General features: G+C 64.2%; 16 protein-coding genes and 1 tRNA gene. 9 read left to right on the plus strand and 8 right to left on the minus strand.

The window, feature by feature from the left end; translation table 11 throughout:
- Window position 1: 1 nt before the first annotated feature.
- The gene (gene ldcA, locus HMPREF3014_RS07900) at window positions 2-2,257 is read right to left on the minus strand and encodes a lysine-specific pyridoxal 5'-phosphate-dependent carboxylase LdcA (protein WP_003087961.1); all 2,256 of its coding nucleotides are present in this window, start codon (window positions 2,255-2,257) and stop codon (window positions 2-4) included.
- Between the two features lie 193 nt (window positions 2,258-2,450).
- Between ldcA and HMPREF3014_RS07905 the strand changes: the two genes are divergently transcribed.
- The gene (locus HMPREF3014_RS07905) at window positions 2,451-2,840 is read left to right on the plus strand and encodes a nuclear transport factor 2 family protein (protein WP_004349250.1); all 390 of its coding nucleotides are present in this window, start codon (window positions 2,451-2,453) and stop codon (window positions 2,838-2,840) included.
- 27 nt (window positions 2,841-2,867) lie between these two features.
- Here the strand turns inward: HMPREF3014_RS07905 and dnaQ are convergent, their stop codons facing one another.
- From dnaQ to HMPREF3014_RS07920, 3 genes are all read right to left on the minus strand, one after another.
- On the minus strand, window positions 2,868-3,608 hold the full coding sequence (gene dnaQ, locus HMPREF3014_RS07910) for a DNA polymerase III subunit epsilon (RefSeq protein WP_003087958.1): 741 nt from the start codon (window positions 3,606-3,608) through the stop codon (window positions 2,868-2,870).
- Window positions 3,609-3,672: 64 nt separating this feature from the next.
- Window positions 3,673-4,119: a ribonuclease HI gene (gene rnhA / locus HMPREF3014_RS07915; protein WP_003087954.1), complete on the minus strand. Its 447-nt coding sequence runs from the start codon at window positions 4,117-4,119 to the stop codon at window positions 3,673-3,675.
- Between the two features lie 2 nt (window positions 4,120-4,121).
- Complete coding sequence (locus HMPREF3014_RS07920; RefSeq protein ID WP_003087952.1) at window positions 4,122-4,883, minus strand: methyltransferase domain-containing protein; 762 nt, start codon at window positions 4,881-4,883, stop codon at window positions 4,122-4,124.
- Between the two features lie 101 nt (window positions 4,884-4,984).
- Between HMPREF3014_RS07920 and gloB the strand changes: the two genes are divergently transcribed.
- The 8 genes from gloB to fabI all read left to right on the plus strand — a co-directional run bounded on the left by gloB (window position 4,985) and on the right by fabI (window position 15,851).
- Window positions 4,985-5,761, plus strand: coding sequence for a hydroxyacylglutathione hydrolase (gene gloB / locus HMPREF3014_RS07925; protein WP_003160059.1), 777 nt, complete (start codon window positions 4,985-4,987; stop codon window positions 5,759-5,761).
- Between the two features lie 77 nt (window positions 5,762-5,838).
- Window positions 5,839-7,443 carry a lytic transglycosylase domain-containing protein gene (locus HMPREF3014_RS07930; protein ID WP_003120244.1) on the plus strand — a complete coding sequence of 535 codons (1,605 nt, stop codon included), beginning with the start codon at window positions 5,839-5,841 and terminating at the stop codon, window positions 7,441-7,443.
- A 190-nt stretch (window positions 7,444-7,633) separates the two neighbouring features.
- Window positions 7,634-9,463 (plus strand): extracellular solute-binding protein, encoded by a 1,830-nt coding sequence (locus HMPREF3014_RS07935; protein ID WP_009876257.1) that lies wholly within the window; start codon window positions 7,634-7,636, stop codon window positions 9,461-9,463.
- A complete protein-coding gene (locus HMPREF3014_RS07940; protein ID WP_003098136.1) occupies window positions 9,460-11,307 on the plus strand; it encodes an extracellular solute-binding protein in 1,848 nt (615 codons plus the stop codon). The genes HMPREF3014_RS07935 and HMPREF3014_RS07940 overlap by 4 nt, the downstream gene beginning before the upstream one ends.
- Before the next feature lie 6 nt (window positions 11,308-11,313).
- The gene (locus HMPREF3014_RS07945; RefSeq protein ID WP_003098134.1) at window positions 11,314-12,396 is read left to right on the plus strand and encodes a microcin C ABC transporter permease YejB; all 1,083 of its coding nucleotides are present in this window, start codon (window positions 11,314-11,316) and stop codon (window positions 12,394-12,396) included.
- A gap of 4 nt (window positions 12,397-12,400) precedes the next feature.
- Entirely contained in the window at window positions 12,401-13,420 is a 1,020-nt protein-coding gene (locus tag HMPREF3014_RS07950) for an ABC transporter permease (protein ID WP_003087942.1), read from the plus strand.
- Between the two features lies 1 nt (window position 13,421).
- Window positions 13,422-15,032, plus strand: coding sequence for an ABC transporter ATP-binding protein (locus HMPREF3014_RS07955; protein ID WP_003087940.1), 1,611 nt, complete (start codon window positions 13,422-13,424; stop codon window positions 15,030-15,032).
- 21 nt (window positions 15,033-15,053) lie between these two features.
- Window positions 15,054-15,851: an enoyl-ACP reductase FabI gene (gene fabI / locus HMPREF3014_RS07960; protein WP_003087936.1), complete on the plus strand. Its 798-nt coding sequence runs from the start codon at window positions 15,054-15,056 to the stop codon at window positions 15,849-15,851.
- Between the two features lie 97 nt (window positions 15,852-15,948).
- Here fabI and HMPREF3014_RS07965 read toward each other — a convergent pair whose 3' ends face one another.
- The 4 genes from HMPREF3014_RS07965 to lon all read right to left on the minus strand — a co-directional run bounded on the left by HMPREF3014_RS07965 (window position 15,949) and on the right by lon (window position 20,850).
- Window positions 15,949-17,814, minus strand: coding sequence for a SurA N-terminal domain-containing protein (locus HMPREF3014_RS07965; RefSeq protein WP_023087575.1), 1,866 nt, complete (start codon window positions 17,812-17,814; stop codon window positions 15,949-15,951).
- 103 nt (window positions 17,815-17,917) lie between these two features.
- Window positions 17,918-17,994 (minus strand) — tRNA-Asp (locus HMPREF3014_RS07970).
- A 51-nt stretch (window positions 17,995-18,045) separates the two neighbouring features.
- Complete coding sequence (hupB, locus tag HMPREF3014_RS07975) at window positions 18,046-18,318, minus strand: nucleoid-associated protein HU-beta (protein WP_003087931.1); 273 nt, start codon at window positions 18,316-18,318, stop codon at window positions 18,046-18,048.
- 135 nt (window positions 18,319-18,453) lie between these two features.
- On the minus strand, window positions 18,454-20,850 hold the full coding sequence (gene lon / locus HMPREF3014_RS07980) for an endopeptidase La (protein WP_003087926.1): 2,397 nt from the start codon (window positions 20,848-20,850) through the stop codon (window positions 18,454-18,456).
- Window positions 20,851-20,977 lie beyond the last annotated feature (127 nt).

Here is a 20,977-nt window from a genome sequence, read left to right on the forward strand (position 1 = left end):
TTCATTCCTTTATGCATTCAACGGTATAGCAGCGCCCGGACGGTCCGTCCTGATGCTGCAGGCCATGCACATCGGAGTCGAAACCAGGGAAGGCGCGCTCGAAGGTCCGCGCGAACTCGAGATAGTCGAGGATCGAGCGGGTCGCCTCGGTGAAGCGCTCACCCGGCATGATCAGCGGGATACCCGGCGGATAGGGTACCAGCATGACGGCCGCGATGCGCCCTTCCAACCGAGCGATCGGTACCGCCTCGACCTCGCCGCGCACCAGCTTGTCGTAGGCCTCGGACGGCCGCATCGCGACCTCCGGCAGCACCGTGTACATGCGCTTCATGGCCTTCGCCGTGGCGTTGTCGCGGTAGCTGGCGTGCATGGCGTCGCTGAGGTCGCGCAGGCCCACTCCGTTGTAGCGCTTGCCGCCGGCCTGGGCCACGGAGGGCAAGACGTCGAGCAGCGGCAGGTTGGCGTCGTAACAGCGCTTGAATTCGAGCAGTTCGGTGACCAGGGTGCTCCACTTGCCCTTGGTGATGCCCATCGAGAACAGCACCAGGAAGGAGTAGAGACCGGTTTTCTCCACCACCAGCCCGCGCTCCCAGAGGAAGCGGCTGACGATGGCAGCCGGAATCCCCTGCTCGCTGAGCTTGCCGCCGGCGCTCAAGCCCGGGGTAGTCAGGGTGACCTTGATCGGATCGAGCAGCACGTAGTCTTCGGCGATATCGCCGAAGCCGTGCCAGTCGGCGCTCGGCTCCAGCACCCAATCATGGGTGCCGACCTGATCGGTGCCCTCCACCTGCTCCGGCTGCCAGACGCCGAACCACCAGTCGTTCCGGTCCAGGTTCTGCCGTACGTTGGCCAGGGCCCGGCGGAAGCTGAGGGCCTCGTCGAAGGTCTCCTGGATCAGCGAACGCCCGGCGGGCCCTTCCATCATCGCCGAAGCCACGTCCAGCGAAGCGATGATGCCGTACTGCGGCGAGGTCGAGATGTGCATCATGAAGGCTTCGTTGAAGCGCGCCACGTCCAGCTTCCGGGTCCCGCCATCCTGCACGTGGATCATCGAGGCCTGGCTGAAGGCGGCGAGCATCTTGTGCGTGGAGTGGGTGGCGAACACCAGGGGTCCCTCCTCGCTGCGCGAGGTGCCCATGCCATAGCGTCCGTCGTAGAACTCGTGGAACGCGGCATAGGCGTACCAAGCCTCGTCGAAGTGCAACACCTCGACGCTGTCGCCGAGGGTCTGCTTGATCAGCTCGGCGTTGTAGCACAGGCCGTCGTAGGTGGAGTTGGTCACCACCGCCAGCTTCACCTTCGGCTCGCGGCCGCGCGCCAGCGGGCTGGCGGCGATCTTCGCGGCGATCGACTCCTTGCTGAATTCGCTCAGAGGGATCGGCCCGATGATCCCCAGTTCGTTGCGTTCCGGAGTCAGGTAGAGCGGTATCGCCCCGGTCATGATGATCGAGTGGAGGATCGACTTGTGGCAGTTGCGGTCCACCAGCACCAGGTCTTCGCGACCGACCATGGAGTGCCAGACGATCTTGTTCGCGGTGGAAGTGCCATTGATCACGAAGAAGGTATGGTCGGCGCCGAAATTGCGCGCGGCACGGTCCTCGGCCTCGGCCAGGGGGCCGGTATGGTCGAGCAGCGAGCCCAGCTCGGGGACCGAGACCGACAGGTCGGAACGCAGCGTGTTCTCCCCGAAGAACTGGTGGAACGCCTGTCCCACCGGACTCTTGCGATAGGCGACACCGCCGCCGTGGCCCGGCGTATGCCAGGAATAGTTGGACTGCGCGGTGTGCTCGACCAGCGCGCGGAAGAATGGCGGCAGCAGCCCGGCCAGGTAGTTGCGCGCCGCCCGGGCGACCTGGCGGGCAAGGAACGGCACGGTGTCTTCGAACAGGTAGAGGATGCCGCGCAACTGGTGCAGGTCGGCCATGGACTCGGCCGGCGCGTTCTCGATGGTCACCTGCTCGCCGAGGGCGAAGATCGGCAATTGCGGCGCCCGCACGCGGGCCACGCGGATCAGTTCGACCACATCCTGCAGCAGCCGCTGGTTTTCCCCGGCACCTTCGGCGGCGACCAGAATGCAGGCCAGGCCGTGGTGGGTGGAAGCGACGATGCGCCCCTCGGCGGAGCTGGCGGTGGAGAGAATGCTGAAGCCGTCCTGCTCCAGTTCGTGGGCGATGCCCCGCACGCGTTCGCCGGCAACGGTGTCGGCCTTGATGTCGCGATGGACGATGAGGACGGGAAATTTGAGGTCTTTATACATTGTTGATCCCGAGCAGCAGGCGGGCGAACCCCGCCGGTCGGCTCAGGGTAGAGACTTGCCGGCACGCGCGTAACCCCCGGCGGCTTGCCCTTGTAAGAAAAGGTCGCGGCAACACAAGTCGGCGCGCCGCGCTTGCCTCCGCTCCCGCCAGCGAGGAGCATGGACCTCTCTGCCCTGCTACGGAGCGACAACGATGCGCAGCGCTTATCGGATCGTCAGCGATCACTATGCGGCCTCTAGCCGTGGGAACCTCGCCGGAATGCTGGCGGACATGGACGAACGCACCGAATGGACGGAAATGGCCGGTTTCCCGCTGGCCGGCACCTATGTCGGCGCGGCCGCCATCGGCGCCGGTGTGTTCCAGGCCTTGCAGCGGGACTGGGAGGGCTTCAGGGTCGAGATCGAGCGCCTGATCGACGGCGGCGACAGCGTGGTCGCCGTCGGTCGATATGCAGCGACCCACCGTCGCAGCGGCAAGTCGTTCGAAGCGCGTGTGGCACACGTATGGACGGTAGAGGACGGCAGGATCCGCCGTTTCGAGCAGTTCTGCGACACCTTGCTGGTGGACCGGGCGACACGCTGAACGCGGCGCCCGTGGTGCATGGGCAGGCTATTCGCCGACCGGCGCCTCCAGTTGCGCCCAGAGTGACGGACCACCTGCCGACTTCTCGATCACCGCCAGCCGCGCCGCATGCGCAGCCAGCTCTTCGGCGTTGGCGCGCAGCACCGGGGTGGCTACCCGCGCCGGATCGAGCCGACGGATCGGGCTGACCATCGGCCGGCCGCTGCCGTCGCCTTCCGCGCCGCTGCCGGCCAGCGACAGGCTGGTCTGGCCGCCGGTCATCGCCAGGTAGACGTCGGCGAGGATCTCGGCGTCGAGCAACGCGCCGTGCAGGTCGCGACCGGAGTTGTCCACGCCGTAGCGCTTGCACAACGCATCGAGGTTGTTGCGCTGGCCCGGATGGCGCTCGCGGGCCATCAGCAGGGTATCCAGCACCGAGCAGTACTCGGTCACGTCCGAGCGGTCCTGCTGGCCCAGCAGGGCGAACTCGTTGTTGATGAAGCCGATATCGAACGCCGCGTTGTGGATGATCAGCTGGGCGCCGCGGATGAATTCGAAGAAATCGTTGGCGACCTCGCGGAAGCGCGGCTTGTCCTTCAGGTATTCGTTGGTGATGCCGTGGACGGCGATCGCCCCTTCGTCGACCTCGCGATCGGGTTGCAGGTAGACGTGGAAGTGGCGACCGGTCAGGCGGCGCCCCTCCAGCTCGACACAGCCGATCTCGATGATCCGGTGACCATCGGTCACCGGCATGCCGGTGGTTTCGGTATCCAGTACGACGCTACGCATCTATAGAGCCTTTCTCTGTTTCGCTGCAGCCGCGGCTGCTGAACGCTTGTTTCGGTGTGGCCGCTCAGCGCGGCAATTCGGCGACGCCACGGTTGGCCAACTGGTCGGCCCGCTCGTTGCCGGGATCGCCGGTATGCCCGCGGACCCACTGCCACTCCACCTGGTGCCGGGCGACCTGCTCATCCAGGGCCTGCCAGAGGTCGGCATTCTTGACCGGCTGCTTGCTGGCGGTCTTCCAGCCGCGCTTCTTCCAGTTCGGCAACCATTCGGTGATGCCGCGCATCACGTATTCCGAGTCGGTGATCAGACGGATCGGACAGGAACGCTTGAGTGCCGCCAGCGCCTGGATCGCCGCCATCAGCTCCATGCGGTTGTTGGTGGTGTCCGGCTCGCCGCCCCAAAGCTCTCGCTCGGCGCCCTTGTAGAGGAGCAACGCCCCCCAGCCGCCGCGCCCAGGGTTGCCCTTGCAGGCGCCGTCGGTATAGATCACTACCTGTTCTTTATCTGTCATGCCTAAATTTCGGAATCTCGCCGGCTGACTTTCGCCACCGGCATGGGCACCAGCTGACCGCGCGGTTCGCGCTTGCTCTGGCGCAACGGGCGCAACCCCACGACCAGCTTGCGTGCCACCAATAGATAGAAGCCGGCGCCCGAAGACTGCCAGGCGTCGCCCCAGCGCTCCAGGCGAGCCAGGCGCGATTGCCAGGCTGCCGACGCAAGCGGCGGACGATAGCACCCGAAGCGCCGTTTCTCCAGCGCGAAGCCCAGCAGGTTGAGCCAGTCGCAGGCCCGCGACGGAGGAATGCAGCGGGCCTGGCGCAAGGCATCCCCGGCGAAATAATGACGGATGCCCCACAGGCTCCATGGGTTGATGCCGATCAGCAGCAGGTGGCCGCCCGGACGAACGGTACGCGCGGCTTCGCGCAGGAGACGGTGAGGCGACAGGCAGAAATCCAGGCCGTGTTGCAGCAGGACCACGTCCGCGGCATGTTCGCTGAGCGGCCAGGCGCCCTCTTCGCAGGCGATGTCCACGCCCGGCAGCGGCGGCCCCAGGCGCACGCCGCGCTGAATCTGTCCGGTGCTCGGCGGCAGTTCGGCATGCGGCCCGTAGTGCACCAGGTAGCCACCGAAGTAACGGGTCAGCTCGTCGCACAACAGGCGTCGCTCCTCGGCCAGCATCAGGCTGCCCAGCGGCCCCTGGAACCAGTCGCGCGCCCGGTTGATCGATGCCAGCCACTCGGCATCGGTCTGGGCGAAGGCTTGCGGTTCGTTCATGCGTACCTCCAGCGTCTTCCCCTTCGCGGCGACGGACGCCGGCACGACGGGAAAATAAGCAATACTATGCGCCAATGACTTCTGCTTAGCGACATCGACCCATGATACAGATCGACGCCCTGCCCGCCTTCAACGACAACTACATCTGGCTGTTGCAAGATGCGACAAGCCGTCGCTGCGCGGTGGTCGACCCCGGCGACGCCAAGCCGGTGGAAGCCTGGCTGGCCACCCATCCCGACTGGCGGTTGAGCGATATCCTGGTGACCCACCACCATCACGACCACGTCGGCGGCGTCGCGGCCCTGAAGGAACTGACCGGCGCGCGGGTTCTCGGCCCGGCCAACGAGAAGATCCCGGCCCGCGACCTGGCGCTGGAGGACGGCGAACGGGTCGAGGTGCTCGGCCTGGTCTTCGAGATCTTCCACGTGCCCGGCCATACCCTCGGCCATATCGCCTACTACCACCCGGCGGAGACGCCGCTGCTGTTCTGCGGCGACACCCTGTTCGCCGCCGGCTGCGGCCGTCTCTTCGAAGGCACCCCGGCGCAGATGCACCATTCCCTGGCGCGACTGGCCGCGCTGCCGGCCAACACCCGGGTCTACTGCACCCACGAGTACACGCTGAGCAACCTGCGCTTCGCGCTGGCGGTGGAGCCCGACAACGCGTCGCTGCGGGAACGCTTCGAGGAAGCGACCCGGCTGCGCGAACGGGACCGCATCACCCTGCCGTCGGAAATCTCGCTGGAATTGTCGACCAATCCATTTCTTCGCGTTTCGGAAAAATCTGTTAAGAAAAAAGCCGACCAGCGGAGCGGCCAGCAAAACCGCACCCCGGAGGAGGTTTTCGCCGTCCTGAGGGCCTGGAAGGACCAGTTCTGAAGGTTGGCGAAATCTTGACCACTCTTGAGGTCATTTCTAGAATCGGCTGAATTTTTGCCCGGAACAGCACTCAGCCGATGCCGCCACAGACACGTAAAACCCCCGATCTAGACGCCCTGGCTCGCGCCGTTCGGGTGTCCATCCTGCTCATCGCCGGTGCGCTCGCCGGCTGCCAGGGCAGCGGCCAGATCAAGGGGGAGGCCCAGGCCAAAGCAGCACGTCCCGGCGCCCGAGCCGTCGACGTCCAGTTCAACCCCTCCTGGCTGCATACCCAGCCCGGCCAGAACGCCGCCTACAACGACATCTGGGACCGCATGCGCGACGGTTTCCAGCTCCAGGATGCGATCAGCACCAACCCGCGCATCGAACGTCAGCGCCTCTGGTTCCTCAGCAACCAGTCGTTCCTCGAACAATCGAGCGCGCGCGGCAGCCTCTACATGCACTACGTGGTCGAGCGCCTGGAAGAACGCAACATGCCGCTCGAACTGGCGCTGCTGCCGGTCATCGAAAGCGCCTACAACCCCTTCGCCCTGTCGCGCAGCAACGCCGCCGGCCTCTGGCAGTTCATTCCCGCCACCGGCCAGCATTTCAACCTGCGCCAGACCAATTTCTACGACGGTCGCCGCGACATCACCGCCTCGACCAATGCCGCCCTGACCTATCTCGAGCGCCTGCACGACATGTTCAACGGCGACTGGATGCTCGCCCTGGCGGCCTACAACGCCGGCGAAGGCACTGTCAGCCGCGCCATCGAACGCAACGAGAAACTGGGCCTGCCGACCGACTACTGGAACCTGCCGCTGCCGCAGGAAACCCAGGACTACGTACCCAAGCTGCTCGCCCTCTCGCAGATCGTCATGGCGCCGGATTCCTACGGCATCAGCCTGAACCCGATCAACAACGAGCCCTACTTCCAGGCCGTCCGGGTCAAGCGCGGGATCGACCTGTCCAGCGTCGCCGCACTGGCGAACCTGGACGAGGACGAGCTGTACCAGCTGAACCCGGCCTACAAGCGCCGCGTGACCATGGACGGCCCCCAGCAACTGTTGGTGCCGATGGAGAAAGCGGCGTTCCTGACCGCCTCGCTGGACACCCTCAAGCCGAAGGAAGTCACCGCCTGGCAGCAATACCGGGTGCGTAGCGGCGACAGCCTGCACAGCATCGCCAACCGCTATCGGATCACCGTAGCAGAGCTCAAGAGCGCCAACCGCCTGTCCAGCAACCACCTGCGCAAGGGCCAGCAACTGAGCATCCCCGGGCAGATCGCCGGCGGCGCCGTCAAGCCGGTCTACCAGCAACTCGCCCGACAGGCTTCCACCCCGGCCAGGACCCGCTCCTATAAGGTCAAGAACGGCGACAGCCTGTGGCAGATCGCCCGCAACAACGGCGTCGACGTCAACGACCTGAAGCGCTGGAACGGCCTGGACAAGCACGCCCTGAAGGTCGGCCAGACCCTCAAGCTGCAAGGCGGCACCCAGGCCCTGGCGGCCCGCAAGGGAAACGCCGCCGGCAAGCGCGACAGCGCCACCTACTACAAGGTCAAGCAAGGCGACTCGATGTACCTGATCGCCAAGCGCTTCAATGTCGAGATGAAGCACCTGCAGCGCTGGAACCCGCGCAGCAAGCAGGCGCTCAAGCCCGGCCAGACCCTGACCCTGTACCTGGACACCGCGAGCCGCTGACAGCCCATTGCAGGCCGTCCCGAAACGCCACGCCCGCTCCTGCCGGCGTGGCGTTTTCGCAAGCGCGGCCAGAACCCCGGACCCTAGGCCGGACAGGCCCGCGCTCCCTCTTTTTTCCTGTGCGGGCAAGGTGTTACTGTTGCCTGACGATTCGTTGTCAAAAATAGCCAAGGACCCGGACACACGCCTGATGCGTCGCCTCTCCTTCCTGATCCTCGGCCTGGCCGTGAGCCTGCCCAGCTTCGCCGCGATTACCCAGAGCCATGGTTATGCCCAATTCGGCACGCTCAAGTATCCGGCCAATTTCCAGCACTTCGACTGGACCAATCCCGACGCCCCCAAAGGCGGCACCTTGCGCCTGATGGCCTCGGGCAGCTTCGACACGCTCAACCCCTACACCCTGAAAGGCACCAGCCCGATCGGCACCGGCGATTTCCTCCAGTACGGAGTCAACGAGCTGAACGAACCATTGATGGTGGGCACCGGCCTGTACGACCCGTCCGGCGACGAACCAGCCTCCAGCTATGGCCTGATCGCGAAGAGCGTGGAATACGCGGAAAACCGCAGCTGGGTGGTATTCAACCTGCGGCCGGAAGCGCGCTTCCACGACGGCAGGCCGATCACCGCCAGCGACGTGGCCTTTTCCTATCGCACCCTGGTCAAGCAGGGGCACCCGATGTACCGCACCTACCTGCAGGAGGTGAAGCGGGTCGATATCCTCACCCCCCACCGGGTGCGTTTCGTCCTGCGGCGCTCCGGCAACCCGCTGCTGATCCTGCGCCTGGGCGAGCTTCCGGTGCTGCCGCAGCATTACTGGAAGGATCGCGACTTCCGCGCCACCACCTTCACCGCGCCGCTGGGCAGCGGTCCCTATCGCATCGTCGAGGTCGATCCCGGACGCCGCCTGGTGTTCGAACGCGTGAAGGGCTGGTGGGGCGAAAAACTGCCGGTGAACCGCGGCAAATACAATTTCGACCGGGTCGTGGTGGACTTCTACCGGGACAACGGCGTCGCCTTCGAAGCCTTCAAGGCCGGCGAGTTCGACTTCTACATCGAGCACCAGGCGAAGAACTGGCTGAACAACTATCGCTTCCCCGCGGTTCTGCGCGGCGGTGTGATCCGCACGGAAATCCCGCACCAGATCCCCAGCCAGACCCAGGCGTTGTTCATGAACACCCGTCGCGCCGTGTTCAAGGAGCGCGCGCTACGCCAGGCGCTGGGCGAGATGTTCGACTTCGAATGGACCAATCGCGCCCTCTTCAGCAATTCCTACCTGCGCTCGCGCAGCTACTACCCGAACAGCGAATTCGCCGCCAGCGGCGTCCCGGAGGGCCAGGAATGGCTGTACCTGTCGCCGTACCGCAAGCAATTGCCGGCGCAGTTGTTCAAACAGCCGTTCAGCCTGCCGACCACCGAGGGGCGCGGCATTCCCCGTGAAACCCTCAGGCATGCACTCGGTCTACTGGCCGATGCCGGCTGGAAGCTGTCCGGCGACCGACTGCTGAATAAAAAGGGCGAACCGCTGCGCTTCGAAATCCTGCTGGTCAATCCGAGCCTGGAGCGTATTCTCCAGCCCTATCGCGAAAACCTCGCCAGCATCGGCATCGACGCGCGCCTGCGTACCGTCGACCGCGCCCAATACAAGCAGCGCCTGGACCAGTTCGACTACGACATGATCCTCATGACCCTGCCACAGACCCTCAGTCCCGGCCTGGAACAGTGGCAGTACTTCCACTCCAGCCAGGTGAAGGTCAAGGGCAGCAAGAATTACGCGGGCATCGCCAACCCGGTGGTCGACGCCATGCTCAACCGCCTGCTCGGCGCCCACAGCCGCGACGAACAGGTCGCCGCCGCGCGCGCCCTGGACCGGACCTTGCTCTGGCAGTACTACAGCATTCCCAACTGGTACCTCAATTCGCACCGTCTGGCGTACCGCAACCGCTTCGCCTTCGTCGCCACCCCGCCCTACACCCTGGGCCTGCGCGCGTGGTGGCAGAAAAACCTGGAGACGTCCCGATGATCCGTCCCCGCTTCACCCCTCTGCTGGCAGCCCTGCTGCTCGGCTGCTGCGGCCCGCTCCTCGCCGCCCCGAAACATGCACTGACGCTCTACGATGAGCCTCCGAAGTATCCCGCCGATTTCAAGCATTTCGACTACGTGAATCCGGATGCGCCGAAAGGCGGCATCCTCCGCCAGGCCGACTTCGGCGGCTTCGACAGCCTCAACCCGTTCATCGGCAAGGGCGTCTCGGCCCCTTCGCTGGGCCTGATCTACGACACCCTGGCCTTCCAGTCGCAGGACGAGCCGTTCACCGAATACGGCTTGCTCGCGGAGAAGATCGAGAAGGCACCGGACAACAGCTACGTGCGCTTCTACCTGCGCCCCCAGGCCCGTTTCAGCGATGGCACGCCGGTCACCGCCGAAGACGTGGTGTTCACCTTCGAGACGCTGGTGAGCAAGGGCGACCCGATGTACCGCAACTACTATGCGGACGTCGACAAGGTGGTCGCCGAGGACAAGCTTCGCGTGCGCTTCGACTTCAAGCACGCCGGCAACCGCGAACTGCCGCTGATCCTCGGCCAGATCGCGATCCTGCCGAAACACTGGTGGGCCGACCGCGACTTTTCCAAGACCGGCATGGAAATCCCGGTGGGCAGCGGCCCCTACCGCATCGCCAAGGTCGATCCGGGACGCTCCATCAGCTACGAGCGAGTCAAGGACTGGTGGGCCAAGGACCTTCCGGTCTCCCGCGGACTCTATAACTTCGACACCATCACCATCGACTCCTATCGCGACATGTCGGTCGCCCTGGAAGCCTTCAAGGCCGGCCAGTACGACGTCAACCTCGAATATTCGGCGAAGGACTGGGCCACCGGCTACGAGTCGCCGGCATTGCGCGACGGGCGCTTCATCAAGGCCAGCATCCACAACCACAACCCGGTGGGGATGCAGGGCTTCGCCTTCAATATCCGCCGCCCGGTGTTCCAGGACCGCCGGGTACGCCAGGCGATCAGCCTGCTGTTCGACTTCGAATGGTCGAACAAGCAGCTGTTCTTCAGCTCCTACAAGCGCACCAACAGCTATTTCGAGAACTCGGAGATGGCCGCCCACCAGTTGCCCAGCGAAGCCGAGCTGAAGATCCTCGAACCGCTGCGCGGCAAGATTCCCGACGAGGCCTTCGACCAGGTCTTCCAGAATCCGGTCAACGACGGCAGTGGGGTGATCCGCGAGCAGCGACGCAAGGCCTACCAGTTGCTCACCGAGGCCGGCTACAGGATCGAGAACAACCGCATGGTAGGTCCCGACGGCCAGCCACTGAGCTTCGAGTTCATGCTGTTCCAGGCCAACATGGAACGGGTCATCCTGCCGTTCAAGCGCAACCTGGCCGAACTTGGCATCGACATGCAGATCCGTCGCGTCGACGTCTCGCAGTTCGTCAACCGCCTGCGCTCGCGGGATTTCGACATGACCTCGGCGACCTGGCCGCAATCCAACTCGCCAGGCAACGAACAGCGAGAGTTCTGGCATTCCAGCAGCGCCGACAAGGCCGGCAGCCGCAACTTCATCGGCCTCAAGGACCCGGCCATCGACAGCCTGGTGGAAAGCCTGATCCAGTCCGACTCGCGGCAAAGCCTGATCGACCATACCCGCGCCCTCGACCGCGTACTGTCGTGGGGCTACTACGTGGTTCCCAACTACTACGTCGATACCTGGCGGGTCGCCTACTGGAACCGTTTCGGCCGGCCGAAGGTGACGCCACTCTACGACTGGGGCCTGATGACCTGGTGGCAGACCAGCGACAAGGCGCTGCCGAGCAAGGCGCAAGCCGAAGCCACGCAAGACGCCGAGCCGGAACGGGAGTAACGCCGCATGCTCTCCTATATCCTGCGGCGCCTGCTGCTGATCGTCCCTACCCTGTTCGGCATCCTGCTGATCAACTTCATCATCATCCAGGCCGCTCCCGGCGGTCCGGTGGAGCAGATGATCGCCAAGCTGGAAGGCTTCGACGCCGCTTCCGGCGGCGCCACCGGGCGCATCTCCGGCGGCGGCGGCGAAGTCGCCGTGGCCGGCTCGCAATACCGCGGCGCGCAAGGCCTGGACCCGGAGCTGGTGAAAGAGATCGAGCGCATGTACGGCTTCGACAAGTCGGCCCCCGAGCGCTTCATGATCATGCTGAAGAACTACCTGCACCTGGACTTCGGGCAGAGCTTCTTCCGCGACGCCAAGGTCACCGACCTGATCATCGAGAAATTGCCGGTGTCGATCTCGCTCGGGCTCTGGAGCACGCTGATCATGTACCTGGTGTCGATCCCGCTGGGGATCGCCAAGGCGGTCCGCCATGGCAGCGTCTTCGACATCTGGACCAGCTCGGCGATCATCGTCGGCTACGCCATTCCCGCCTTCCTCTTCGCCATCCTGCTGGTGGTGCTGTTCGCCGGCGGCAGCTACTGGGACTGGTTCCCCCTGCGCGGCCTGACCTCGAACAACTTCGACCAGCTCAGCCTCGGCGGCAAGGTGCTCGACTATTTCTGGCACCTGGCCTTGCCGGTAACCGCCCTGGTGATCGGCAACTTCGCCACCATCACGCTGCTGACCAAGAACAGCTTCCTCGACGAGATCGGCAAGCAATACGTGGTCACCGCCCGCGCCAAGGGCCTGACCGAACGCCGCGTGCTCTACGGGCACGTATTCCGCAACGCCATGCTGCTGGTGATTGCCGGCCTGCCGGCTGCGCTGCTGGGGATCTTCTTCACCGGTTCGCTGTTGATCGAGGTGATCTTCTCCCTCGACGGCCTCGGCCTGCTCAGCTTCGAAGCGGCGATGAACCGCGACTACCCGGTGGTCTTCGGCACGCTGTTCATCTTCACCCTGTTCGGGCTGGTCATGAAGCTGATCAGCGATATCGTCTACACCCTGGTCGATCCGCGCATCGACTTCGAGAACCGGGAGTAATCCGATGCGCCTGTCTCCCATCAACCAGCGCCGCTGGGCCCGCTTCAAGAGCAACAAGCGTGGCTGGTGGTCGCTCTGGCTGTTCCTCATCCTGTTCGTCGGCAGCCTCGGCGCCGAACTGATCGCCAACGACAAACCGCTGGTCGTGCATTACGACGGCGGCTGGTATTTCCCGGTCTTCAAACGCTACCCGGAAACCACCTTCGGCGGCGAATTCCCCCTGGAAGCCAACTACAAGAGCCCCTACATCAGCCAACTGATCGCCGAGAAGGACGGCTGGGTGCTTTGGCCGCCGATCCCCTACAGCTACGACACCATCAACTACGAGCTGAAGGTTCCCGCCCCCGCCCCGCCGTCGGCGGAAAACTGGCTGGGCACCGACGACCAGGCCCGCGACGTGCTCGCCCGGGTGATCTACGGCTTCCGCGTGTCGATCCTCTTCGCCCTGACCCTGACCGTGCTCAGTTCTCTGATCGGCGTCACCGTCGGCGCCCTGCAAGGCTACTACGGCGGCTGGGTCGACCTGCTCGGCCAGCGTTTCCTGGAAGTCTGGTCGGGGCTGCCGGTGCTCTACCTGCTGATCATCCTGGCCAGCTTCGTCCAGCCGAACTTCTGGTGGCTGCTGGGCATCATGCTGCTGTTTTCCTGGATGAGCCTGGTGGACGTGGTCCGCGCCGAGTTCCTCCGCGGGCGCAACCTGGAATACGTCCGCGCCGCCCGGGCCCTCGGCATGCGCAACAGCGCCATCATGTTCCGTCACATCCTGCCGAATGCGATGATCTCGACCCTGACCTTCATGCCGTTCATCCTCACCGGCGCCATCGGCACCCTCACCTCCCTGGACTTCCTCGGCTTCGGCCTGCCGCCCGGCGCGCCGTCGCTGGGCGAGTTGGTCGCCCAGGGCAAGTCCAACCTCCAGGCACCCTGGCTGGGCATTTCCGCCTTCGTGGTGCTGGCGGTCATGCTGAGCCTGCTGGTGTTCATCGGCGAAGCCGCCCGCGACGCTTTCGACCCGAGGAAATGAGATGAGCGAGAACATTCTGGAAATCCGCGACCTCGCCGTCGAATTCCTCTCCGGCGAGCAACGCCAGCGGGTGGTCGAAGGCGTCAGCTTCGACATCCGCCAGGGCGAGACCCTGGCCCTGGTCGGCGAAAGCGGCTCGGGCAAGTCGGTGACCGCCCACTCGATCCTGCGCCTGCTGCCCTACTCCGTCGCCAGCCACCCAGCAGGCAGCATCCACTACCAGGGCGAGGATCTGCTCAAGCTCCCGGAACGGCGCCTGCGCGGGATCCGCGGCAACCGCATCGCCATGGTCTTCCAGGAACCCATGACCTCGCTCAATCCGCTGCATACCATCGAGAAGCAGCTCGCCGAGGTCCTCGCCCTGCACAAGGGCCTGGGTGGCGCCAAGGCCAGCGCGAGAATTCTCGAACTGCTCGAGCTGGTCGGCATCCCCGAGCCGGCCAAGCGCCTGAAAGCCTATCCACACGAACTCTCCGGCGGCCAGCGGCAGCGGGTGATGATCGCCATGGCCCTGGCCTGCGAGCCGCAACTGCTGATCGCCGACGAACCGACCACCGCGCTCGACGTCACCGTCCAGTTGAAGATCCTCGATCTGCTCAAGGACCTGCAGGCACGCCTGGGCATGTCCCTGCTGCTGATCACCCACGACCTCAACCTGGTCCGGCGCATCGCCCACCGCGTCTGCGTCATGCAACAAGGGCGGATCGTCGAGCAGGCTTCCTGCCAGGAACTCTTCGCAGCCCCGCGACACCCCTATACCCGCGAGCTGCTCAACGCCGAGCCCAGCGGTGCGCCGGCGAGCAACCCGCCCGGTGAAACCCTGTTGGCGGTGGACGACCTGCGGGTCTGGTTCCCGATCCGCAAAGGCGTGTTCCGCCGCACCGTGGACCACGTCAAGGCGGTCGACGGGGTCAATTTCGAACTACCCCGCGGGCAGACGCTGGGCATCGTTGGCGAAAGCGGCTCGGGCAAGTCGACCCTTGGCCTGGCGATCCTGCGGCTGCTGGAAAGCCAGGGCGGCATCCGCTTCGAAGGCACCCGGCTGGACGGTCTCGCGCAACATGACGTGCGCCCGCTGCGCCGCGAGATGCAGGTGGTGTTCCAGGACCCGTATGGCAGCCTCAGCCCACGCATGTGTGTCGGCGAGATCGTCGGCGAAGGCCTGCGCATCCATAGGATCGGCAGCGAGGCCGAACAGGAGCAGGCGATCATCGACGCGCTGGTGGAGGTCGGGCTCGATCCGCAGACCCGCTACCGTTACCCCCACGAATTCTCCGGCGGCCAGCGCCAGCGCATCGCCATCGCCCGGGCACTGGTGCTGAAACCGGCACTGATCCTGCTCGACGAACCGACCTCGGCGCTCGACCGCACCGTGCAGCGCCAGGTCGTGGAATTGCTGCGGCAACTGCAGGGCAAGTACAACCTCACCTACCTGTTCATCAGCCACGACCTGGCGGTGGTCAAGGCGCTCAGCCACCAGCTGATGGTGGTTCGACATGGCAAGGTGGTGGAACAGGGCAGCGCCGAAGCGGTTTTCGCCTCGCCGCAACATCCCTATACGCAGCAATTGCTGGAGGCTGCCTTCATGGCCCCGGCAAGCGCGGAAAACTGAGTAGCAGACAAGGAACGGACCATGGGATTTCTCACAGGAAAACGCGCCCTGATCGTCGGAGTCGCCAGCAAGCTCTCCATCGCTTCCGGCATCGCCGCCGCCATGCACCGGGAAGGCGCCGAACTGGCCTTCACCTACCAGAACGACAAGCTCAGGGGCCGGGTGGAGGAGTTCGCCAGTGGCTGGGGCTCGCGGCCGGAGCTGTGCTTCCCCTGTGACGTGGCCGACGACAGCCAGATCGAAGCGGTGTTCGCCGCCCTGGGCAAGCACTGGGACGGCCTGGACATCATCGTCCACTCCGTCGGATTCGCTCCAGGCGATCAGCTCGACGGCGACTTCACCGCGGTGACCACCCGCGAGGGCTTCCGCATCGCCCACGACATCAGCGCCTACAGCTTCATCGCCCTGGCCAAGGCCGGACGGGAAATGATGAAGGGCCGCAACGGCAGCCTGCTGACCCTCTCCTACCTGGGCGCCGAACGGACCATGCCGAACTACAACGTAATGGGCATGGCCAAGGCCAGCCTGGAGGCCGGGGTCCGCTACCTGGCCGGCAGCCTGGGCGCGGAAGGCACCCGGGTCAATGCGGTTTCCGCCGGGCCGATCCGAACGCTCGCCGCCTCCGGAATCAAGAGCTTCCGCAAGATGCTGGCCGCCAACGAGCGGCAGACGCCGCTGCGGCGCAACGTCACCATCGAGGAAGTCGGCAATGCCGGCGCCTTCCTCTGTTCGGACCTGGCCAGCGGTATCAGCGGCGAGATCCTCTACGTCGATGGCGGCTTCAACACTACCGCCATGGGCCCGCTGGACGACGACTGATCACCCCGCCCATGAAAAATGGCCGCTTCGAGCGGCCTTTTTCATGGGCGGAATAAAGAAAAGGCCGCGTAAGCGGCCTTTTCTCTGCATCTCGGTCTCAGTATTTCTCGACTTCCGCCTTGTCCTGCAACTGACGGCGGAAGGCGGCGAAGTCTGCCTGTCCGCTGCGCGAAGCCAGGAAGCGGCGGTACATGGCCTTCTCGTCGTCGGAGATAGCCTCCTCCGGCTCGCTGACGCCATTCAGGCGGATCACCACGTAATCGCCATTGGCCAGGGTCACGCCAGAGAGCGAAGGCTTGTCCTTGGCCTCCGGACGCTGCATACGGAACACCGCCTGGAGCAGTTTCGGATCGACGCCTTCCTGGCCGCGGGAGGCCGCCTCGACCACTTTCCACGACTCCCCCGCTGCGGAAGAGGTACGGCCTTCACGCAGCTCTGCGATCAGGGCCTCGCCACGCTTCTGCGCCTCCTCGGCGGCCTTTTCGGCGGCCAGGCGCTCGCGGATGTTCGCCGCGACCTGCTCCAGCGGTTGCTCCTTCGGCTTGTTGTGTTCCTTGACCCGCAGCACCACCACGGTGTCCGGATCCAGCTCGATGGCGCCACTGTTGGCCGCTTCTTCCAGCACCTCGGCGCTGAACGCGGTCTGCACGATCTGGCGGTTGGCAGCGATGCCGTCGCCCCCCGAACGTCCGAACGGCTGGCTGGTCTGGACCTTCAGGCCCATTTCCTGCGCCGGCTGGCTCAGGTCGGCGGCTTCGTAGGCGGAGCTTTCCAGGTCCTTGGTAGCCTCGACGAAGCGCTGCTCGACCATCTGTTTCTTCAGTTCGTCCTCGAGCTTCGGCTTGAGGCTTTCCAGGCTCGGTACTTCCGGCGCCTGCACGCCCAGCAGCTTGATCAGGTGGTAGCCGTACGGAGTCTTCACCGGGGCGGATACCTCACCTTGCTTCAGCGCATACAGCGCCTCCTCGAACGCGGGGTCGTACACGCCGCGACCGGCGTAGCCCAGGTCGCCGCCGGTGGCGGCCGAGCCGATATCCTGGGAGAACTCCTTGGCCAGCGCGGCGAAATCCTCGCCCTTGGCCAGGCGAGCCTTGATCTCGTCGATCTTCGCCTTGGCCTGCTCGTCGCCGACCTTGTCGTTCACCTCGATCAGGATGTGTGCGGCATCGCGCTGCTCGGAAAGGTTGGCGATTTCCTTCTGGTACAGCGCCTCGAGGTCTTCCTGCTTCACCTTGACCTGGTCGAAGAAGGAGGACTTCTTCAGCTCCACGTATTCGACGACCACCTGCTCGGGAGTCATGAACTCGCTCTTGTGGCCTTCGTAGAAGGCCTTCACCTCGTCGTCGCTCACGCTGCTCTTGGAGGCGTCGGCCTTGATCGCCAGGGTGGCGAAGTCGCGGGTCTGCTTCTCGAGGCGAGCGAAGGACTGCAATTCGTTGTCGGTGACGAAACCGGTGCCCGCCAGGCCGGCGCGAAGCTGGCCGATGAGCATTTCCTGGCCGAGCATCTGGCGGAACTGCATGCGGCTGTAGTTCATCTGGCGGATGACCTGGTCGAAGCGATCCGCGTTGAACTTGCCGTCGACCTGGAACTCGGGAGTTTGCAGGATCAACTGGTCCAGCGCCTGGTCGGAGAAGGCGAACTTGTCGTCCTTGGCGGCCTGGAGCAGCAGGGTACGCTCGATCAGCCCCTTCAGGGCCGCTTCCTTGAGCAGCTTGTCATCCAGCATGGATGGATCGAAATCCTTGCCCAGGCGTTGCAGCAGCTGGCGACGCTGCATGTCCACGGCCTGTTGGACTTCATTGAGACTGATATCATCGCCGTTGACCTTGGCGGCCACGTTGGAGTGGTCGGTGGCCCGGATGATCGCGTCGAAGCCGGTCAGCGACAGGAGAACGATGATCACGCCAATGATGGTCTTGGCGATCCAGCCCTGGGAATTATCCCTGATGTTCTGCAGCATGCAGCCCCCAAAAACTGCCACGACCAGCCGTCTTGGGCGGCGCGGCGTGGGTAAGAGATGCGGATATAAGAAAGGCGCATCCGAGGATGCGCCTTCTCGTAACTGGCGGAGCGGACGGGACTCGAACCCGCGACCCCCGGCGTGACAGGCCGGTATTCTAACCGACTGAACTACCGCTCCGCAGCCAGGCCAGCCTTGGCCGACCTGGGTAGATCGAGTCCAAAAAGACGCTTAGTTGACAGCATCCTTCAGGGCTTTACCGGCTTTGAAGCCCGGGATCTTGGCAGCGGCGATCTTGATCGGCTTGCCAGTTTGCGGGTTGCGACCGGTGCGAGCAGCGCGCTCTTTGACAGCGAAGGTGCCGAAACCAACCAGCACGACGGAGTCACCAGCCTTCAGGGCGCCAGTGACGGACTCGATCACTGCGTCCAGTGCGCGACCGGCAACAGCTTTCGGGATATCAGCAGATGCGGCAATTGCATCGATCAGTTCCGACTTGTTCACTCTAAGTCCCCTTATTTCTGTTGAGTATGTTTCTATGTGTTAGGTGTAAGGAAATTCTGCGCTGGTAGGCCAACTGACTCAGCAAGTGCCGCTTTATAACAAGGGCCCAAAAACAGTGTCAAGAATACCTACCGACTAATGCGTGCTAATTCGCTCCTTGGAATCAGGCTCGCGTTTTTCATCCTTTGCAACCATCTCCGGAGCCGCATCGGGCAAGGGCTCCGGGGCGTATTGCAGCGCAATTTGCAGGACTTCGTCAATCCATTTAACCGGTTTAATAACCAGATCACTCTTAATATTGTCCGGAATTTCCTTCAGGTCGCGAACATTTTCCTCGGGAATGATCACCGTCTTGATCCCGCCGCGGTGCGCCGCCAAAAGTTTTTCTTTCAGCCCGCCGATCGCCAGCACCTGCCCACGCAGGGTGATCTCCCCGGTCATTGCCACGTCGGCGCGCACCGGGATCTGCGTGATCGCCGAAACCAGCGCCGTGCACATGCCGATGCCTGCGCTCGGGCCATCCTTCGGCGTAGCGCCTTCCGGAACGTGGATATGGATGTCGCGCTTCTCGTGGAAGTCCGCCGCGATTCCTAGGCTCTGGGCGCGGCTGCGCACCACGGTCAACGCCGCGGTGATCGATTCCGCCATCACGTCGCCCAGCGATCCGGTCTTGGTCAACTGGCCCTTGCCGGGTACCACGGCCGCCTCGATGGTAAGCAGCTCGCCGCCGACCTGGGTCCAAGCCAGCCCGGTCACCTGGCCGATCTGGTCCTGCTGTTCGGCGAGGCCATAACGGAACTTGCGCACGCCGAGGTAGTTCTCCAGCGTCTCGCTGGACACCACCGCCTGGATACGCTTGAGCTTGGCATGCTCCTTCACCGCCTTGCGGCAGACCTTGGCGATCTGCCGCTCGAGGCTGCGCACCCCGGCTTCGCGGGTGTAGTAGCGAATGATGTCGCGCAGGGCGCCTTCCTCGAAGGTCAGCTCGCCCTTCTTCAGGCCGTTGGCCTGGACCTGCTTCGGAATCAGGTACTTGGCGGCGATATTGACCTTCTCGTCCTCGGTGTAGCCCGGCAGGCGGATGACTTCCATCCGATCCAGCAGGGGCGCCGGGATGTTCATCGAGTTCGCGGTGCAGAGGAACATCACGTCGGACAGGTCGTAGTCGACTTCCAGGTAGTGATCGTTGAAGTTGTGGTTCTGCTCCGGGTCGAGCACCTCGAGCAGCGCCGAGGCGGGATCCCCGCGCATGTCGCTGCCCATCTTGTCGATTTCGTCGAGGAGGAACAGCGGGTTGCGCACGCCGACCTTGGTCATCTTCTGGATCAGGCGGCCCGGCATGGAGCCGATATAGGTACGACGGTGACCGCGGATCTCGGCCTCGTCACGCACGCCGCCGAGCGCCATGCGCACGAACTTGCGATTGGTGGCGCGGGCGATGGATTCGGCCAGGGAGGTCTTGCCCACGCCGGGCGGTCCCACCAGGCAAAGGACCGGGCCCTTGAGCTTCTTCACCCGCTTTTGCACGGCGAGATACTCGAGAATGCGCTCCTTGACCTCTTCCAGGCCATAATGGTCGGCATCGAGGATGTCTTCCGCCTTGGCGAGATCATGGCGCACCTTGCTCTCGGCCTTCCACGGCACGTTCAGCAGCCAGTCTATGTAGGAACGCACCACGGTGGCTTCCGCCGACATCGGCGACATCTGCTTGAGCTTGTTCAGCTCGGCAGTGGCCTTGGTGTGCGCCTCCTTGGTCAGGCCGGCGGCGTCGATGCGCTTCTTCAGCTCCTCGACTTCGTTGTGCCCTTCGTCGATATCGCCGAGTTCCTTCTGAATGGCCTTCATCTGCTCATTCAGGTAGTACTCGCGCTGGCTGCGCTCCATCTGCTTCTTGACCCGGCCGCGGATACGCTTTTCCACCTGCAGCAGGTCGATCTCGGCATCCAGCAGCGCCAGGACATGCTCAACCCGCGACGACAGGTCGGTGATCTCTAGGATGTCCTGCTTCTGCTCGATCTTCAGCGCCATGTGCGCGGCCATGGTATCGACCAGCCTGCTCGGCTCGTCGATGCTGTTCAGCGAAGAAAGCACCTCGGCGGGGACTTTCTTGCCCAACTGGACGTATTGCTCGAACTGGCTCAGCAGGCTGCGAGTGAAGACCTCGGCCTCGCGCTCGCCGACATTGGCGTCATCGATGGCCTGGACCGCGGCACGAATGTGCCCTTCCTCCTCGATGAAGCGCTCGACCTGGCCGCGCTGCTCGCCTTCGACCAGCACCTTGACGGTGCCATCCGGCAGCTTGAGCAACTGCAGCACGGTAGCGACCGTACCCATGCGGTACAGGCCATCTTCGCCCGGATCATCGTCCGCGGGGTTTTTCTGCGCCAGCAGGAGGATTTGCTTGTCGCCGGTCATCGCTGCCTCCAGGGCCTCGATGGACTTTTCCCGACCGACGAACAACGGGATGACCATGTGCGGGTACACCACCACGTCACGTAGCGGCAGCAAGGGCAATTCGACGAGTGTTTTCATAATGTCGGCTCTACAGCGGCACTTGGCCACGAAACAGATAGGAAGACCTTTCAGCCTAAGATGGGGTTAGGCCCGGGAAAAAACAAGCGTGCCAGTCGGAAAAGAAAAGGGGCCCGAAGGCCCCTGC

The organism is Pseudomonas sp. HMSC065H01 (assembly GCF_001815235.1).
In the GTDB taxonomy this organism is placed as follows: Bacteria; Pseudomonadota; Gammaproteobacteria; order Pseudomonadales; family Pseudomonadaceae; genus Pseudomonas; species Pseudomonas aeruginosa.

Bases quoted from the DNA above. Each gene is read 5' to 3' on its own strand.
- dnaQ (WP_003087958.1), bottom strand. From the start codon at position 3,608: ATGCGTAGCGTCGTACTGGATACCGAAACCACCGGCATGCCGGTGACC.
- rnhA (WP_003087954.1), bottom strand. From the start codon at position 4,119: ATGACAGATAAAGAACAGGTAGTGATCTATACCGACGGCGCCTGCAAG.
- gloB (WP_003160059.1), top strand. From the start codon at position 4,985: ATGATACAGATCGACGCCCTGCCCGCCTTCAACGACAACTACATCTGG.
- HMPREF3014_RS07905 (WP_004349250.1), top strand. From the start codon at position 2,451: ATGCGCAGCGCTTATCGGATCGTCAGCGATCACTATGCGGCCTCTAGC.
- HMPREF3014_RS07965 (WP_023087575.1), bottom strand. From the start codon at position 17,814: ATGCTGCAGAACATCAGGGATAATTCCCAGGGCTGGATCGCCAAGACC.
- HMPREF3014_RS07955 (WP_003087940.1), top strand. From the start codon at position 13,422: ATGAGCGAGAACATTCTGGAAATCCGCGACCTCGCCGTCGAATTCCTC.
- HMPREF3014_RS07920 (WP_003087952.1), bottom strand. From the start codon at position 4,883: ATGAACGAACCGCAAGCCTTCGCCCAGACCGATGCCGAGTGGCTGGCA.
- fabI (WP_003087936.1), top strand. From the start codon at position 15,054: ATGGGATTTCTCACAGGAAAACGCGCCCTGATCGTCGGAGTCGCCAGC.
- HMPREF3014_RS07945 (WP_003098134.1), top strand. From the start codon at position 11,314: ATGCTCTCCTATATCCTGCGGCGCCTGCTGCTGATCGTCCCTACCCTG.
- HMPREF3014_RS07950 (WP_003087942.1), top strand. From the start codon at position 12,401: ATGCGCCTGTCTCCCATCAACCAGCGCCGCTGGGCCCGCTTCAAGAGC.
- HMPREF3014_RS07930 (WP_003120244.1), top strand. From the start codon at position 5,839: ATGCCGCCACAGACACGTAAAACCCCCGATCTAGACGCCCTGGCTCGC.
- ldcA (WP_003087961.1), bottom strand. From the start codon at position 2,257: ATGTATAAAGACCTCAAATTTCCCGTCCTCATCGTCCATCGCGACATC.
- HMPREF3014_RS07935 (WP_009876257.1), top strand. From the start codon at position 7,634: ATGCGTCGCCTCTCCTTCCTGATCCTCGGCCTGGCCGTGAGCCTGCCC.
- lon (WP_003087926.1), bottom strand. From the start codon at position 20,850: ATGAAAACACTCGTCGAATTGCCCTTGCTGCCGCTACGTGACGTGGTG.
- HMPREF3014_RS07940 (WP_003098136.1), top strand. From the start codon at position 9,460: ATGATCCGTCCCCGCTTCACCCCTCTGCTGGCAGCCCTGCTGCTCGGC.